The sequence below is a fragment of the Streptomyces sp. NPDC041108 genome, assembly GCF_055592645.1.
Genome location: NZ_JBVIYK010000009.1, coordinates 1 through 15,090, shown reverse-complemented (window position 1 = coordinate 15,090; position 15,090 = coordinate 1). Strand labels below are relative to the sequence as shown.

Annotated in this window: 14 protein-coding genes; 7 read left to right on the top strand and 7 right to left on the bottom strand. The window is 71.1% G+C overall.

The window, feature by feature from the left end; all coding sequences use genetic code 11:
* Positions 1 to 225: 225 nt before the first annotated feature.
* The 6 genes from ACZ6BB_RS24835 (at position 226) to ACZ6BB_RS24810 (ending at position 5,489) form a co-directional block, all read left to right on the top strand.
* The gene (locus tag ACZ6BB_RS24835) at positions 226 to 1,293 is read left to right on the top strand and encodes an energy-coupling factor ABC transporter permease (protein WP_471617373.1); all 1,068 of its coding nucleotides are present in this window, start codon (positions 226 to 228) and stop codon (positions 1,291 to 1,293) included.
* Position 1,294: 1 nt separating this feature from the next.
* Complete coding sequence (cbiQ, locus tag ACZ6BB_RS24830) at positions 1,295 to 2,056, top strand: cobalt ECF transporter T component CbiQ (RefSeq protein WP_471617372.1); 762 nt, start codon at positions 1,295 to 1,297, stop codon at positions 2,054 to 2,056.
* A complete protein-coding gene (locus tag ACZ6BB_RS24825) occupies positions 2,044 to 2,820 on the top strand; it encodes an energy-coupling factor ABC transporter ATP-binding protein (protein WP_471617371.1) in 777 nt (258 codons plus the stop codon). The genes cbiQ and ACZ6BB_RS24825 overlap by 13 nt, the downstream gene beginning before the upstream one ends.
* Positions 2,821 to 3,053: 233 nt before the next feature.
* Positions 3,054 to 3,527, top strand: coding sequence for a MarR family winged helix-turn-helix transcriptional regulator (locus ACZ6BB_RS24820; RefSeq protein WP_471617370.1), 474 nt, complete (start codon positions 3,054 to 3,056; stop codon positions 3,525 to 3,527).
* Positions 3,528 to 3,673: 146 nt separating this feature from the next.
* Complete coding sequence (locus ACZ6BB_RS24815; protein WP_471617369.1) at positions 3,674 to 4,156, top strand: organic hydroperoxide resistance protein; 483 nt, start codon at positions 3,674 to 3,676, stop codon at positions 4,154 to 4,156.
* Positions 4,157 to 4,310: 154 nt separating this feature from the next.
* Positions 4,311 to 5,489: a serine hydrolase domain-containing protein gene (locus tag ACZ6BB_RS24810; RefSeq protein WP_471617368.1), complete on the top strand. Its 1,179-nt coding sequence runs from the start codon at positions 4,311 to 4,313 to the stop codon at positions 5,487 to 5,489.
* Positions 5,490 to 5,775: 286 nt separating this feature from the next.
* On the opposite strand, the gene ACZ6BB_RS24805 is transcribed toward ACZ6BB_RS24810, so the two are convergent.
* The 3 genes from ACZ6BB_RS24805 to ACZ6BB_RS24795 form a co-directional block, all read right to left on the bottom strand.
* The gene (locus tag ACZ6BB_RS24805; RefSeq protein ID WP_319367329.1) at positions 5,776 to 6,051 is read right to left on the bottom strand and encodes a DUF1876 domain-containing protein; all 276 of its coding nucleotides are present in this window, start codon (positions 6,049 to 6,051) and stop codon (positions 5,776 to 5,778) included.
* Positions 6,052 to 6,164: 113 nt separating this feature from the next.
* On the bottom strand, positions 6,165 to 7,010 hold the full coding sequence (locus ACZ6BB_RS24800) for a DMT family transporter (RefSeq protein WP_471617367.1): 846 nt from the start codon (positions 7,008 to 7,010) through the stop codon (positions 6,165 to 6,167).
* Positions 7,007 to 7,519: a YbaK/EbsC family protein gene (locus ACZ6BB_RS24795; protein WP_471617366.1), complete on the bottom strand. Its 513-nt coding sequence runs from the start codon at positions 7,517 to 7,519 to the stop codon at positions 7,007 to 7,009. The genes ACZ6BB_RS24800 and ACZ6BB_RS24795 overlap by 4 nt, the downstream gene beginning before the upstream one ends.
* 185 nt (positions 7,520 to 7,704) lie before the next feature.
* Here ACZ6BB_RS24795 and ACZ6BB_RS24790 point away from each other — a divergent pair, with 185 nt between their 5' ends.
* On the top strand, positions 7,705 to 8,337 hold the full coding sequence (locus ACZ6BB_RS24790; protein ID WP_471617365.1) for an RBBP9/YdeN family alpha/beta hydrolase: 633 nt from the start codon (positions 7,705 to 7,707) through the stop codon (positions 8,335 to 8,337).
* Positions 8,338 to 8,401: 64 nt separating this feature from the next.
* Here ACZ6BB_RS24790 and ACZ6BB_RS24785 read toward each other — a convergent pair whose 3' ends face one another.
* The 4 genes from ACZ6BB_RS24785 to ACZ6BB_RS24770 form a co-directional block, all read right to left on the bottom strand.
* On the bottom strand, positions 8,402 to 10,153 hold the full coding sequence (locus ACZ6BB_RS24785) for a penicillin-binding transpeptidase domain-containing protein (RefSeq protein WP_471617364.1): 1,752 nt from the start codon (positions 10,151 to 10,153) through the stop codon (positions 8,402 to 8,404).
* Between the two features lie 257 nt (positions 10,154 to 10,410).
* Positions 10,411 to 12,045 (bottom strand): penicillin-binding transpeptidase domain-containing protein, encoded by a 1,635-nt coding sequence (locus ACZ6BB_RS24780; RefSeq protein WP_471617363.1) that lies wholly within the window; start codon positions 12,043 to 12,045, stop codon positions 10,411 to 10,413.
* Positions 12,046 to 12,980: 935 nt separating this feature from the next.
* Complete coding sequence (locus ACZ6BB_RS24775) at positions 12,981 to 14,210, bottom strand: tyrosine-type recombinase/integrase (RefSeq protein ID WP_471617362.1); 1,230 nt, start codon at positions 14,208 to 14,210, stop codon at positions 12,981 to 12,983.
* An 85-nt stretch (positions 14,211 to 14,295) separates the two neighbouring features.
* The gene (locus tag ACZ6BB_RS24770; protein ID WP_471617361.1) at positions 14,296 to 14,538 is read right to left on the bottom strand and encodes a helix-turn-helix transcriptional regulator; all 243 of its coding nucleotides are present in this window, start codon (positions 14,536 to 14,538) and stop codon (positions 14,296 to 14,298) included.
* Positions 14,539 to 15,090: the final 552 nt, after the last annotated feature.

Genomic DNA, 15,090 nt, shown 5'->3' with positions numbered 1-15,090 from the left:
GTGACCCAAGCAGAAGCTGTGAATCCGCTGTCCACTGCCTCTCCAATGTCGCATATTTTCCGCCCGGCGCCCCCGGAGGTCCTGTCGGGGCGTCCGAAGACCGCCGGAAGGCTCTGGCGAGCTGTTCGCAGTTCGGTAATGACGCGCTCTTGCAAGAGAGTCGCAAGAGGGCTCTATCATCGTCAGGTTCAAGCCACTGCGGCTACCAGGAGAGCGAGCCCTCGTATGCACGTGCCCGACGGATTCATCAACGCCCCCGTCTCGGCGGCAGCCGGAGTCGTCGCCGCCGGTGCGGTCGCCGTGAGCCTGCGCGGGGCCCGCCGTGAACTGGACGAGAGGACGGCGCCGCTCGCCGGACTCGTCGCCGCGTTCATCTTCGCGGTGCAGATGCTGAACTTCCCGGTCGCGGCCGGTACCAGCGGACATCTGCTCGGTGGCGCCCTGGCCGCGATACTCGTGGGCCCCTACACCGGGGTCCTGTGCGTGTCCGTGGTGCTCCTGATGCAGGGCATCCTCTTCGCCGACGGCGGCCTCACCGCGCTCGGCGTGAACATCAGCGTCATGGCGGTCGTCACGTCCGTCGTCGCCTACGCCGTCTTCCGCGGGCTGGTCAGGATCCTCCCCGGGAAGCGCCGCTCGGTCACCGTCTCCGCCTTCGTCGCCGCTCTGATCTCCGTGCCCGCCGCGGCCGCCGCCTTCACGCTCGTCTACGCGGTCGGCGGCACCACGGACGTGCCGATCGGCTCGGTCCTCACCGCCATGGTCGGCGTCCACGTCCTCATCGGCATCGGCGAGGCCGCGATCACCGCCGCCACGGTCGGCGCCGTCATCGCCGTACGCCCGGACCTCGTGTACGGCGCCCGCGGCCTGACCGCACCGCTCAAGCTGCGGATCGACGGCGAACTGGTCGACGCCCCCGTCGCCGGGCCGGCGGCCTCGCCCGCCCCCGTCGCCGCCCGCTCCACGCGCAAGGTCCTCCTCGCCGGCCTCGGCGCCTCCCTCCTCCTCGCCGGGGTCGTCAGCTTCTACGCGTCGGCCAGCCCCGACGGACTGGAGAAGGTCGCCGCCGACAAGGGCATCGACGCCAAGGTCGAGGACCACGCCGCCGCCGGCTCCCCGCTCGCCGACTACGGCGTCGAGGGCCTCGACAACACCCGGATCGCGGGCGGTCTCGCGGGCGTGATCGGAGTCGGTGTCACCGTCGTCGCCGGCACGGGCGTCTTCTGGGCCGTACGCAGGCGGCGCGCCGGCGAGGACGTGTCCCCCTCCGCCGTACCCGGAAACGTCGGCTGACATGGGAGCCGGCCACGCCCACAAGCTGTACCGGCACGCGCACTCGCCCGTGCACGCGCTGCCGCCGCACACCAAGCTCGCGGCCGTCTTCGCCTTCGTCGTCGTCGTGGTGTCGACGCCGCGGGAGGCCATGTGGGCGTTCGGACTGTACGCCGTGCTGCTGGGCGTGGTCGCGCACACGGCCCGGGTGCCCGCGGGGTTCCTGCTCCGGAGGCTGCTGATCGAGATCCCGTTCGTCGCGTTCGCCGTGCTCATGCCGTTCGTGGCGCAGGGCGAGCGCGTCGAGGTCCTCGGGATGTCGCTGAGCGTCAACGGGCTGTGGGGTGCCTGGAACGTCCTCGCCAAGGGGACCCTGGGCGTCGCCGCCTCCGTCCTCCTCGCGTCCACCACCGAACTCCGCGCCCTCCTCCTCGGACTCCAGCGGCTCCGACTCCCGCCGCTCCTCGTCCAGATCGCGTCCTTCATGATCCGCTACGGGGACGTGATCACCGACGAGATGCGACGCATGCGGATCGCGCGCGAGTCACGCGGGTTCGAGGCGAGCGGCGTACGGCACTGGGGGGTCCTGGCCAAGACGGCCGGGGCGCTGTTCATCCGCTCGTACGAACGGGGGGAGCGGGTTCATCTGGCCATGATCAGCCGGGGGTACGCGGGGACCATGCCCGTGATCGACGAGGTGACCGCCTCCCGGGCGCAGTGGTCCTACGCGTTCACCCTCCCCGTCGCCGCCCTCGTCGTGTGTCTGCTGGGATGGAGCCTGTGACCGTGTCCGAGAACCCCGTGCCCCCGTCCCTCGAAGTCGCCGGGCTCGCCTTCGCCTACCCCGACGGCCATCAGGCCCTCTTCGGCGTCGACTTCACCGTCCGGCGGGGCGAGCGGGTCGCGCTGCTCGGGCCGAACGGGGCCGGCAAGACCACGCTCGTCCTGCACCTCAACGGCATCCTCACCGGGGGCGCGGGCACGGTGACGGTCGCCGGGATGCCCGTCGGCAAGCGGCACATGGCGGAGATCCGGCGGAAGGTCGGCATCGTCTTCCAGGACCCGGACGACCAGTTGTTCATGCCGACCGTGCGGGAGGACGTGGCATTCGGGCCCGCGGCGGCGGGGATGGCGGGCCCCGAGCTGGAGGCCCGGGTGGACCGGGCCCTGGCGCAGGTCGGCATGGCGGAGTTCAAGGAACGGCCGCCGCACCACCTCTCGTTCGGGCAGCGGCGACGGGTGGCCGTCGCCACCGTCCTCGCCATGGAGCCGGAGATCCTCGTCCTCGACGAGCCGTCCTCCAACCTCGATCCGGCATCGCGCCGTGAACTCGCGGACATCCTGCGGACGTTGGACGTCACCGTCCTCATGGTGACGCACGATCTGCCGTACGCGCTCGAACTCTGCCCGCGTTCGCTGATCCTCAGCGAGGGGGTGATCGCGGCGGACGGGGCGACGAGCGAACTCCTCGTCGACGACGCCCTGATGCGGGCCCACCGCCTTGAACTGCCGTTCGGCTTCGATCCACGGTCGGTACGGGCGGGGTAGGGGGCGGGTAGGGGCGGGAGGGGTGCGTTGTCGGGTGCGGATGAGTGGGGGCTTCTCGCGCAGTTCCCCGCGCCCCTGAAAAGCAGCGGCTGCGCCCCGAGCTTTTCAGGGCCCGCAGGGCCTGGTGCTTCTAGGGGCGCGGGGAACTGCGCGAGAAGCCCCACCGGGCCCGCACCCGAACAATCGGCCGCCCCCCACAACCCCCCGCCGCCCCACCCCCCGCATCCGCGACAATGGAACCCGTGACGAACGAAGCGGATGCGCAACGGCACGGATCGCTGCTCCTCGACGAGCAACTCTGTTTCGCGCTGTACGCGGCCCAGCGGGCCGTGACCGCCGCCTACCGCCCGCTGCTCGACGAACTCGGCCTCACCTACCCGCAGTACCTGGTCATGCTCTCCCTCTGGGAGCACGGCGAGACCACCGTCAAGGAACTGACGGGCGCCCTGCGGCTCGACTACGGCACGGTCTCACCGCTGCTCAAGCGGCTGGAGTCGGCCGGACTGCTGCGCCGGGAGCGGTCGCTGCGGGACGAGCGTTCGGTGCGGATCGCGCTCACCGGCCGCGGCGAACAGCTGCGCGACCGCGCGGCCGCCGTCCCCGCCACCCTCGCCGCCGCCACCGGACTGCAGGGACCCGAGGTGGCCCGGCTGCGCGAGGAACTGTGGCAGGTGACGGCCCGCGCGACGAAGGCGGCGGGCCGCTGAGCGCCGACCGTCGGTGACCTTGTGTTACCGATGGTTACTACCCCCTGGTAACCGCTCTCCCCTACCGACCGGTACCTTGTGCACGATGTATTCGTGCGCGCCTGTCCTGGGGAGGCCACGCGCTCGTCCTGGGGGAGGCCAAGGAAGTGACTGACCACGCCGCGGTGGAGACCGGTGCGGACACCCGTCCCGGCAGCCGTTCGGACGCCCGTCCGACGAAGATCATGTACGTCGCCGAGGCCACCGCGCACGGCGGCCGCAACGGCTACATCACCAGCCAGGACGGCCAGATCGACCTCAAGGTCGCGATGCCGCCGGCGATGGGCGGCGACGGCGACGGCACCAACCCCGAGCAGCTGTTCGCGGCCGGATACAGCTCCTGCTTCCACAACGCGCTGGTCCTCGTCGGCCGCCGCGAGGGCTACGACCTGACCGGCTCCACCGTCGCCGCGAAGGTCGGCATCGGCCCCAACAGGCAGCGCGGCTACGGCCTCGCCGTCGCCCTCAGCGTCTCCCTCCCGGTCATCGACCAGGAGATCGCGGCCAGGCTCGTCGACGCGGCCCACCAGGTCTGCCCGTACTCGAACGCCACCCGCGACAACATCGAGGTCACGATCCTGCTGGGCTGAGTGCGGCGGGGCGGTGGGGGAGGCCCCGGGCGGCAGGGAACGAGAGCCGTGCCTGTACGTTGCATCCGTCGTCGCGACGAGCGGTCGTGGCGGGCGGAGGGGACACGCGGCCGTGGAGCGTGGCCGCGGTGGGCGAACGGACAGGAGCACCGGCGTGGACGTGAACGGTACGGTCGCCGAGGGCTTCGAACCGGTCAGGACGGCCTTCGTACGCAACTTCGAGGCACTCGGCGAGCGGGGCGCGGCGGTCGTCGTGTACCTCCACGGGCGCAAGGTCGTCGATCTGTGGGCCGGCACCCGTGACGTCGACGGCGACGAACCCTGGCAGCACGGCACCGCCCAGATCATGCGCTCGGCGACGAAGGGTGTCGCCGCCGCGGTGGCGCTGATGCTGGCCGAGCGCGGGGAACTGGACCTCGACGCGCCGGTGGGCCGCTACTGGCCGGAGTTCAAGGCGCACGGCAAGGACCGCACACTGGTGCGGCACGTGCTCGGCCACCGGGTCGGGCTCCCCGTCCTGGACCGGCCCCTCACCCCCGCCGAGGCCCTCGACCCGCGCCGGGGACCGGCGGCCGTGGCCGCGCAGGCACCCGCCTGGGAGCCCGGCACCGACCACGGCTACCACCCGCTGACGTACGGCTGGATGCTCGACGAACTGGTCCGGCGCGCGACCGGGCGGGGTACGGGCGAGTGGATCGCGTCCGACATCGCCGCCCCGCTGGGCCTGGACGGCGACCTGTGGCTGGGACTGCCGGACGCGGTCGCGGCGGCCGGCCGCGTCGGCCGCGCGGGCCGTCTGGAGTCGGCGCCCGAGCCCACGGGCGGCCTGCGGGTGCGCGCCAAGCGGACGGTCACCGAGGCGTACGACGACCCGGACTCCCTCACCCGCCGGGCCTTCGCCGCGATCACCCCGTTCCCGGACCAGAACGACCCGGCGTACCGCGCGTCCGCCCTCCCCGCGACCAACGGCATCGCCACGGCCGAGGGCCTGGCCCGCTTCTACGCGGCGCTCGTCGGAGAGGTCGACGGCGTACGGATGTTCGGCCCGGCGACGATGGAGGCGGCCCGCGCCGAGGAATCCGCCGGCCCCGACCGCGTCCTCGTCATCAACACCCGCTTCGGCCTCGGCTACATGCTCCACGGCACCGCTTCCCCGCTGCTCGGCCCCGGCTCCTTCGGTCACCCCGGCCGAGGCGGCCCCCTGGGCTTCGCCGACCCGGAGAGCGGCATCGCCTTCGGCTACGTCACGAACGGCTACCGCAAGACGGTGACGGCGGACCCCCGGGCGCAGTCGCTGGTACGGGCGGTGCGGGAAGCCCTGCCGCGGGGCTGAGCGGGGTCGGCCGCGCGCGGTCCGCCCAGCACGATCCGCCGCGGAGGGACCGTCACGGGTGAGCGGCCGGACCGGCCCAGGGCTCCCCCGCTGGTGTCCTGGCCCGGTCCCGGTGATCCGGACGGCCGCACTCCGCGGCGGCGATCACCAGGATGCGCCGAAAATCCACCCGTGTCGTTGGCTGACGGTCCACTGTCACTTGGCAACGCGTCCACTCTTCGCCACCGGCCGGGGTGGCGTGCTGCCGTGCGGCCGTACCCGGTCGTACCAGACCCCTGTTCGGCGGTCAGAGAGCTATCGGGTGGGACGTCCGCCCCGATGCCGCGTCTATCTCGTCGTGGGCCTTGGTGAGGAGCTTCATGGCCAGCTCGTTCAAGGCCCGCGCCCCGGCTATCTCCTCACCGACCCGGGGCTGCGAGGCGTCGGTGCGGTGCCGGCTGGCGTAGCCGTTCGCACGTACTTCCTGCCCGTCGGGGAGCCGCACGAGCGCCGCCGCCCGTGTGCGTTGGTCGTCCTCCTGGAACTCCAGCTCGACGTGCCATCCGACCGTGGACTTCATCATGACGATCACCTCCGGAACCACTCCCTCCAGAGTGCGCCTCCCCACCCGCGCCCGCACGACCGGCCCACACACCCCAAGCCCACCGCCCGCAGCCCGTCCACCCCGCAGCCCGCCTACCCCGCCCGCAGCATCAGCCCGATGCCCACCACCAGCAGCCCCGCCGCCACGAGTCTCGGTGCCCCGAACCGTTCCTTGAAGAAGACCGCCCCGATGGCCGCGCCGACTATGATCGACGACTCCCGCAGGGCCGCGATGGGGGCCAGTTCCGCCTTCGTCTGGGCCCACAGGACCAGGCCGTACGCCAGCACCGACAGCGCGGCGCCGAGCAGGCCCACGGCGGCGAACGGGCGGAGCCGGGCGGCTGTCGTGCCGCGCCAGCGCCAGAGCGCGTACGCGGGGATCGCCAGTCCCTCCAGGGCCATCAGCCAGGCGATGTAGCTCAGGGCGGACCCGGAGGCCCGTACGCCCAGGCCGTCCACGACCGTGTACGAGGCGATCGACAGGCCCGTGGCCAGCGCGGCCCCGATCGCCGCCCAGTGCGGACGGTCGCCGCGCAGGCCCCACAGCGCGACCCCGGTCAGCCCGGCGCAGCTCAGCAGGATGCCGGCCGCCGCCCAGCCGTCCGGGACCTCGTGCGCGAAGACGGCGGCGAGGACGGTGACGACGAGGGGCGCGGAGCCGCGGGCGATGGGGTACGCCTGACCGAAGTCGCCCAGCCGGAAGGACGTCATCAGCAGCACGTAGTAGATCAGGTGCACGATCGCGGAGGCGATCAGGTACGGCCACGCGCCGGGCGCCGGGAGCGGCACGAACGGCACCATCGCGAACCCGATCAGCGCCCCGCCGCCGGCTATCAGCGTGAACCCGACCAGCTTGTCCGTGATCCTGTGCGCGATGGCGTTCCAGCTGGCGTGGGTGACCGCGGCGAGCAGCACCGCCGCGGTGACGGCCGGCGTCACGCGTTCGGCTCGCGGACGTCCACCAGGGTGGCGCCCGCGTGGGCGATCAGCGCTCCGGGGTCCATGGGGAAGACGGTGTACGGGGTGCCGGCCGCCGCCCACACCGTCGGGTGGTCCAGGAGCGAGCGGTCCGCGAGGACACGGGTCCTCGTCCGGTGCCCGAAGGGCGGGACCCCGCCGATCGCGTAGCCGGTCGTCTCCCGTACGACGTCCGCGCGGGCCCGGGTGACCTTCGTGGCGCCGAGTTCCCGCCGGACCAGCTCCAGATCGACCCTCGACGCGCCGTCCATGAGCACCAGCACCGGGACGCCGTCCGCCGCGAAGATCAGCGACTTGCAGATCTCGCTCAGCTCGCAGCCGAGGGCGGCGGCCGCCTCCGCCGCGGTCCTCGTCGCCTCCGGGAACCGGCGGATCCGGGTGCGCAGTTCGCCCAGCCCCAGGGCGGTGAGCGCCTCGGCGAAACGGGGGTGGGCCGCGGAGCCCTCGGTGTCCTGCGTCGGGTTGGTCATGCGGGCACGCTAGCGGTGCGTGTACGGGCCATGCGAGCGGGTTGTCGAGGCGGGCCGGCGGGCGCGGGTCCGGCGGGGCCGGTCGCGCGGTCCTCGCCGGCAGCCCCACCGGCCCGCGGCGAACCGCTCATCCAGTCACAGAGACGGCACTGGACCGGCAGGGCCGTTTCGCTGACGATCTGGGGATGACACAGACCCCGACCGCCGACGGCACCCGCGCCTTCCTGATCCTGCACGGGTGGCAGAACCACCGCCCGGCCGCGCACTGGCAGCACTGGCTGGCCGACCGCCTCACCGACCTGGGCCACGAGGTGGCGTACCCGCAGCTGCCCGAGGCGGACGACCCGGACCTGGAGCGGTGGCTGGCCGAACTGGACGCGCTGCTGGGTGAGTTGGCGGGCCGGCGGATCACGGTGGTCTGCCACAGCCTGGCCTGTCTGCTGTGGCTGCACGCGGTGGCGCGGGACGACGTCCTGTCCGGCCCCGTCGACCGCGTCCTGCTCGTCGCCCCGCCCGCCCCCGAAGTCGCCCTGGACCACCCGGAGATAGCCGAGTTCGCCCCGCCGCGGCCCGACCCCGCCCGGATGGCCGCGGCAGCCTCGTACACCCGGGTCGTGGGCGGCGACGACGACCCGTACTGCCCCGGCGGCGCGGCCACGGTCTACGCCGGACCGCTGGGCCTGGACGCCGACGTGCTCCCGGGCCAGGCCCACCTGGACCTGGACGCGGGTTACGGCCCCTGGCCGTCGGTCTTCGACTGGTGCCTGGACGCGTCGCCCGGGTCGTACGAGAAGGCACCCGTGCACGCCCGTACGTGACCGACGCCGACACCGACGCCGATACCGACACCGGACGCGACCGCCTGCCGCCGGTCACCGAGGCTCAGCCCCCGCTGCCCGCCTTCAGCAGCGCCGCCACGATCGGGCCCGCCGACTCGCTGCCGTGGCCGCCCTCCTGGACGACCCCGGCGGAGGCCAGGTCGCCCTTCCAGGCGGTGAACCAGCCGTTGGGCTCCTTCTGGCCGTCGACCTCGGCGGAGCCGGTCTTGGCCCCGAAGTCCGGGCCGAGACCCGACATCGCCTCGGCCGCCGTACCGGCCGCGGCGGTGTACCGGAGGAGTTCGCGCAGCTGTGTGCGGGCCGAGGCGGACAGGGGCCGCGCGGCGGTGGCGAGGGTGCGGCCGTCCACGGACGGGGCCACCAGGTAGGGCTGTATGAAGACCCCCGTCTTGGCCGTCGACACCACCGACGCCATGTTCAGCGGATTCATCCGCACACCGCCCTGGCCGATCAGCGAGGCCGCCATCGGGGCGTCGCGCTGCACCGGCACCGCGCCGTCGAAGCTGGACACGCCGATGGCCCAGTTGTTCAGGCCGAGCCCGAAGACCTGCTGGGCCTCCAGGGTCAGGGAGTTGTCGTCCAGCTTCTTCGCCTGGGAGATGAAGGCGGTGTTGCAGGAGCGCGCGAAGCTGGCCTTGAACGTGCCGTTCTTGATCTGGAACTTGTCGTCGTTCTGGAACTTCCAGCCGCCGTACGACGAGAACTTGGGGCAGGGGTGGACCTTCTCCGCCGACGCGAGACCCTTGTCGATGAGCAGCGCCGACGACACGATCTTCATCGTGGAGCCGGGAGCCAGGGATCCCTGGAACGCCACGTTGAAGCTGCTGGAGTTGGCCGCGGCCAGGATCTCGCCGGTCGAGGGGCGCATCACGACCACCGACGCCCGCTTCGTGGCCGCCACCTTCGCCTCGGCGAGGGCCTGCAGCGTCGGGCTGAGTGTCGTCCGCAGCTCCCCCGGGGTGCCCTCGCTCAGCTCCAGCAGCGTCTTGTCGGCGGCCTTCTCCTTCGCGGACTTGGTGGAGTCGGCCGACTTGGCGGAGCCGGTGGGCTCGGCGGAGGACCCGCCGTGCGACCCGGCCTTCTCCGGATCCGCGCGGACGATCCGCAGTTCGACGCCCGCCTTGCCGCCGGCCTTCTTGCCGTACTTCTCCCGCAGACCGTCCAGCACCGAGCCCAGCGACGGGTACTTCTTCGTCGTCAGCTCACCGCCGTCCCGGTCGAGGGCCTTCACCGGGGGCGTGCCCGCCTCTCCGGTCACCAGGCGGTCGCCCTCGGCCAGTTCGGGGTGGACGACGGACGGCCGCCAGTCGACGACGGGTTCGCCGTCCTTCTTCGCCCGTACGACGGTGAGGGCGGTCTCGTAGGTGAGCGGCTTCTTCGCGCCCTTGTAGGAGACCGTGCCCTTCACCGTGAACGGCACCCTGTCGCCCGCCCGTTTGCCCCGGGTGAGGGTGACGTCCTTGACGTGGGCGTCCTTGGTGAAGCCGGTCAGCGCGGCCTTCGCGGCCACCGCGTCGTCCGTGGCGGCGGCGGCCTTGGTGACGGTGCCCTTCTGCCAGGCCGTCAGGAACGCGGTCGCGGCCGTACGGACCTCACCGGCGGACAGGGGCCCGCTCTTCACGGCCTTGGCGTCGGCCGAGCCGTCGTCGGCCGACGCGCCGGCGCCGAACACCGTGTACACGGCGAACGCACCGCCGCCGAGGGCCACGACCGCCGCTCCGCCCAGCACGAGATGCCGCCGCGACCTCCCCGATGTCGCGGCCTTCCGCTCGTCGACACGCCTTCTCTTACCCACGCTCCGACCTTCCGCTGCCCCCGACTGCCCTCTCGTCCCTCAACGAGAACCACCACACTAGAGTCCCGCGGGTCACTCCGTGGGTTCGGCCACTGTTCTCCGCGGGTGGGTGGGGGCTGGTCGCGCAGTTCCCCGCGCCCCCGCAATGCGGGGCCTGCGCCCCTTCCTTTCAGGAGCGGGCCTTTCAGGAGTGCGCCTTTCAGGAGCGCGCACCCCGCGACGGACCGGCACCCCCTACGGCGCGACCGCGGCGAACCTCACCCCCCGGCCTTCAGCACCTCCACCACGATCGGACCGGCCGCCTCGCCGCCGCGGCCACCGCCCTCCGACATCGCCGCCGCCGCCACGTCCCCGCGGAACCCGGTGAACCAACTGTCCGCCACGGCCTGCCCGTCGATCTCCGCGGAGCCGGTCTTCGCCCCGATGTCACCGCCGAGCCCGGACATGACGGTCGCCGCCGTCCCCCGGGCCGCGGTCTGCTTCATCATCTGCTTCAACTGCGCGGACGTGCCGGCCGACAGCCCCTTGGCGGTGGCCAGCTGCCGGTCGTCCAGCTTCGGGGACACCAGATACGGCTGCCGGAAGGTGCCCGTGATCGCCGTGGACGTCACCGACGCCATGTTCAGCGGGTTCATCAGGACGTCGCCCTGACCGATGGCGTTGGCGGCCCGGTTCGGCCCGCCGGAGGGCGGCACCTTGCCGTCCATGGAGACGATGCCCGTCTTCCAGTCGTCCCGGCCGATCCCGAACCGTTCCTGAGCCTCCAGGGTCAACGACTCGTCGGACAGCGGCTTCTCGTCGATCAGCTTGATGAAGGCCGTGTTGCAGGACCGCTCGAAGCTGTCGGCGAGCGTCGCGCTCGACGTCTCGTTCGCCTTCAGACCGGGCAGGTTCTTGAAGGTCTGGCTCATCCAGGTCGCCGTGTCGGGGCAGGGCGCGGGGCCGTTCATCGAGGTCACGCCGTTGTCGATGAGCATCGCGGCGGTGATGATCTTCATCGTGGAGCCGGGCGGGAGTTCACCCTGGAAGGCCGCGTTGAAGTCGTCGTCGCGGTGGTTGGCGACGGCCAGCACTTGTCCGGTGCTGGGCTGCACGGCGACCACGGACGACTCGGGATGCTTCGTGACCGCCCGCTCGGCCGCCGCCTGGGTCCCCGCGCCGATCGTGGTCCGCAGCTTGCCCACCCTGCCCTTGGTCAGGGTCAGCAGAGTGGTGTCGGCGGCCTCCGCGGCCGCGTGGTGGATGCCCAGCTCGATGCCGGGGGTGCCGCCCGCCTCGGCGCCGTACCGGTCGCGCAGGGTGTCGAGGATCGGCCCGAGGGAGGGGTACTTCTCCTTCGTGAGCACCTTGCCGTCGCGGTCCACGGCCTCGATGGGCGGCGCCGCCGCCTCCCCGGTGAACAGCGTGTCCCCCTTCTTCAGCTCGGGGTGCACGACGGAGGGCCGCCAGTCGACCAGGGCCCGCCCGGTCGTCTTGCCGCGCACGACGGTCAGCCGGCTCTTGTAGGCGAGTTCCTTGCTCTTGCCCTTGTACGAGACGGTCGCCCGGACGGAGAACGGAACGGTCCGGTCGCCGCTGCCGGTGGGCTCGCCCGGCTCGATCTTCACGTCGTCGATCCGTGCGACGCCGGTGAAGCTGTCGAAGACCTTCCCCGCGTCCAGCGCGTCGTTCGTGTACGACGCGGCCGCCGACGGGTCACCCTTCTCCCACGCCGCGAAGAACTTCTCCGTCGTCTCCCGGACCTCGTCCGCGTTCGGCGGCCCGGTCCGCTTCTGCGGGCCCCCGCCGTCCCCGTCGAGCGCCGTCACGAAGTTGTACCCGCCGTACCCGGCACCGCCCACCATCGCAGCGAGCACCCCGCCGACTATGGCGCCCTTGACCCCCTTGCGCATGACGCGACTCCCCCCTTGAACGCGTTCAGAAACCGCTTGCCGGGGTTCACTGTAAGCACGCCGCGGTAACGCGTGGGGAAAATGACTCCTGTGCGTGCCTTGATTGTTAGCCCGCCAGAGCCCGGCGAACGGGGTTCGGCCATCACACCCAGGTATCCAGCCACATCCGCGATCGCCAGCTGTCGATCGGGATGGGCTGGCCGGTGTAGAGGGGCCAGAAGTAGATGAAGTCCATGCGTGTAGGCAGAAAAGGGGCGCTGACCAGCACGCTTGCTGTTGCCAGAGCCTGCCCTAGGCCCCGTGGGCCGTCTCTGGGCCGTGATCAAGCTTTCCCAGGGTTCGGTGAGCCGCGTTCATGAACCCCAACCGGGCCTCGCCCAAGTCTCGCCGCAAGTTACCAAGGCGGTCGTGATACGCGCTCAGAGTGCCCGTGTCTGCGCTTGCGCGCATCTCGGGCCACTCACGTACTGCCTCGCGCAGGGCTTTTGCCGCCCGTGTCACGACATGTGCCGAGTTGATGAGTTCAGGCGGTCCCCAAAGGGCCAGGTGTTCCCTGCGTATGACCAAGTCCTGGCCATCGCTCCTGAGGCTGTCCCACAGATCGGAAGCGATGCCCTGGGATGCATCTATATGCGCGCCGCACATAGATACCGATTGAGTAAACGCCGTGAAGGCGTCGATGAAGCTGACGCACGCTTGTCTGCGTTGCTCCCTCAACCAGTGCCGATGTTCAGCTTGGGATTGCTGTTGCACTTGGAGCTGTACAGCCTCGATCGACTTGTCTGCGCCCGTACGAGCCCCGTACGCGCTAGCCATTCCGCCGATGGCAGCTCCGACCAGCCCGGCTACGCCCGCGAACGCTGCGGCAACTCCTTGATCCATCCCGCCATTGTCTGCGAGTTGCCGCAGTTCGTCCGCTGGATGCGCGAGTCAGTTCAGATGGGCGCCAGGTAAAGAGAATCAACGGCTTTCCGGGTGCGCCCCTCGCTGCTCGGCATGAGGTGCGTGTACGTGCGCAGCGTGAACCCCGGATCGCTGTGCCCCAGGTACTGACTCAGGGCGCGGATGTTCTCGCCCGCGTCCAGCAGGACCGACGCGTAGAAGTGCCTGAGGGCGTGCATGCCGTCCTCGGGGGCCGACGCGTAGCCTTCACCGCGCTCGGGCTCTGGGATGAGTCCTGCGGTCGCCAGAGCGGGTTTCCAGTGGTGAGCGTTGAAGCTGCTCACGCGGAGATGATTGCCCCCGATCCCACTGAACAGGAGCCGCTTCGTGACGAGCGGGCCGTCTGGCGTACGCCAGGGAAGCGTCACGTCCACCGGGGCGAACTCCTTGGAGTGGTCCCGCAGAGCGGTGGCCACGGCCTTCGGAAGAGGCACATCACGGACCTTGCCGCCTTTCGGAAGGGCGAAGACGTACTTCCCGCGAATGCGCTTGAGCTGGTGATCGACGGTCAACCACCCTCCCTCGTAGTTGAGTTCATCGACCGACAGGCCGAAGATCTCGCCCTGACGCAGACCACATCCCGCGCCGGGGTCCACGGTGGCCCGGAAGCGCGGCGGGAGGGCGGCCCGTACGCCGAAGACATGTGCGGTTGTCCACGGGACCACACGGGGCTTGCCCGGCTTCGGGAGCTGCACCGTGCGGGCCCGACAGGGGTTCTTGCTGAGCAGCCCATCGTCGACCGCCGCACTGAGCGCAGCCGAGACGGTGCCGACGATGATGCGGCGGTGCGATTCGGCCGGCACGGTGTCTTCGAGGGCCGCGATCCAGGCCCGGATGTGTTCAGGCTTGAACGAGCCGAGCGGGCGCGTCCCGATGTGGGGATAGGCGTGCAGTCGAAGCCGACGCTCGGCAGCCTCACGGCTATTGATCTCGCCCGTGTGGGAGTTGACCCAACGTTCCGCGTACTGCCGGAACGTGGTCCGTGCCGTGCGCGGGTCGATGTACTCCCCGCGTGCCATGTCCGCCTCAGTCTGAGCGAGCCACTGCTCAGCGAGTCGCTTCTGTCGGTCGGGGAAGCTCCTTGACTTCTCGGTGCCGTCGGGGCCGATGTACCGGGCCCGGTAGCGCATGCCGGTGCCGTGGCGGTCGGTCTTGACGCGGACGGTCTTGCCGCTGGTGTTCGTCTCGGTCTTGAACCAGCGGTCTTGGATGTGGCCTGCCATGTAGGCGAGGTCCCTTCTGGGCACAGGGGAAGGGAGGGGCGCGGCGCGCCCCTCCCTGGGGGTCATGGGGTGCTGTGTGGCTGTGTCAGGCGGCGTTGCGGTCGGAGTGTTTGCGGCCGGTGACGTAGGCGTGCACGTCGGCGGGGTCGTAGCGGACGTACTTGCCGATACGGAAGCTGGGCGGGCCGGTGCGCTTCTTTCGCCACTGATAGACGGTCTCTTTGGGCACCTTGAAGATCACGGCGATGTCGTCGGTGGTGAGGTAGCGGTCCGGCAACCCGGCGCGGAGCGTGGCGCGCGGGTCCGGCTGTTCACGTGCGGTGCTCATGGCGTGTCCTCCGTGCGCGTGCGAAGGGTCATGCGCCGGGGGCGCGTGTGTCCGAGGTTCGAATTTCTGCGTCACGGCGTCACCTGCGTCATTCAGGGCCTCTGACCTGTGGGTTTGTGGTGACGCAGAAGGTTGGGGGTGCGTCATCCGTGACGCAGGCCGTGCGTCACCGGTGACGCAGATGACGCGGCGTGACGCAGCCGAAGCCGTCTGCGTCACGGGCTGTATGTGCAGGTCACCCGCTGTTTACCGGGCGCCCTGTGACGCTGTGACGCAGCGTTCCCCTACTTAGGAAAAGAGAGTGGGGTGTCTGTGGTGGTGTGGTGCGGCTCAGGTCGTGAAGAAGGGGCCGCTGCGCGGCGCGTCCATCGCAGGGCGGCGTCGCCGCCGAACAGCAAGAAGAGCACGCCACGGCGCGGGGTGCTCTTCTTGCTTGTGCGGTCGGGTCGGTGCCGGTTACTGACCTTGTCGGATTAGCTTCGGGTGCCGGGGTTGAGGGTCAGGCCGGTTTCGGTGAGGCAGCCGTCGATGAGTTCCGGGTGGCGCTGGATG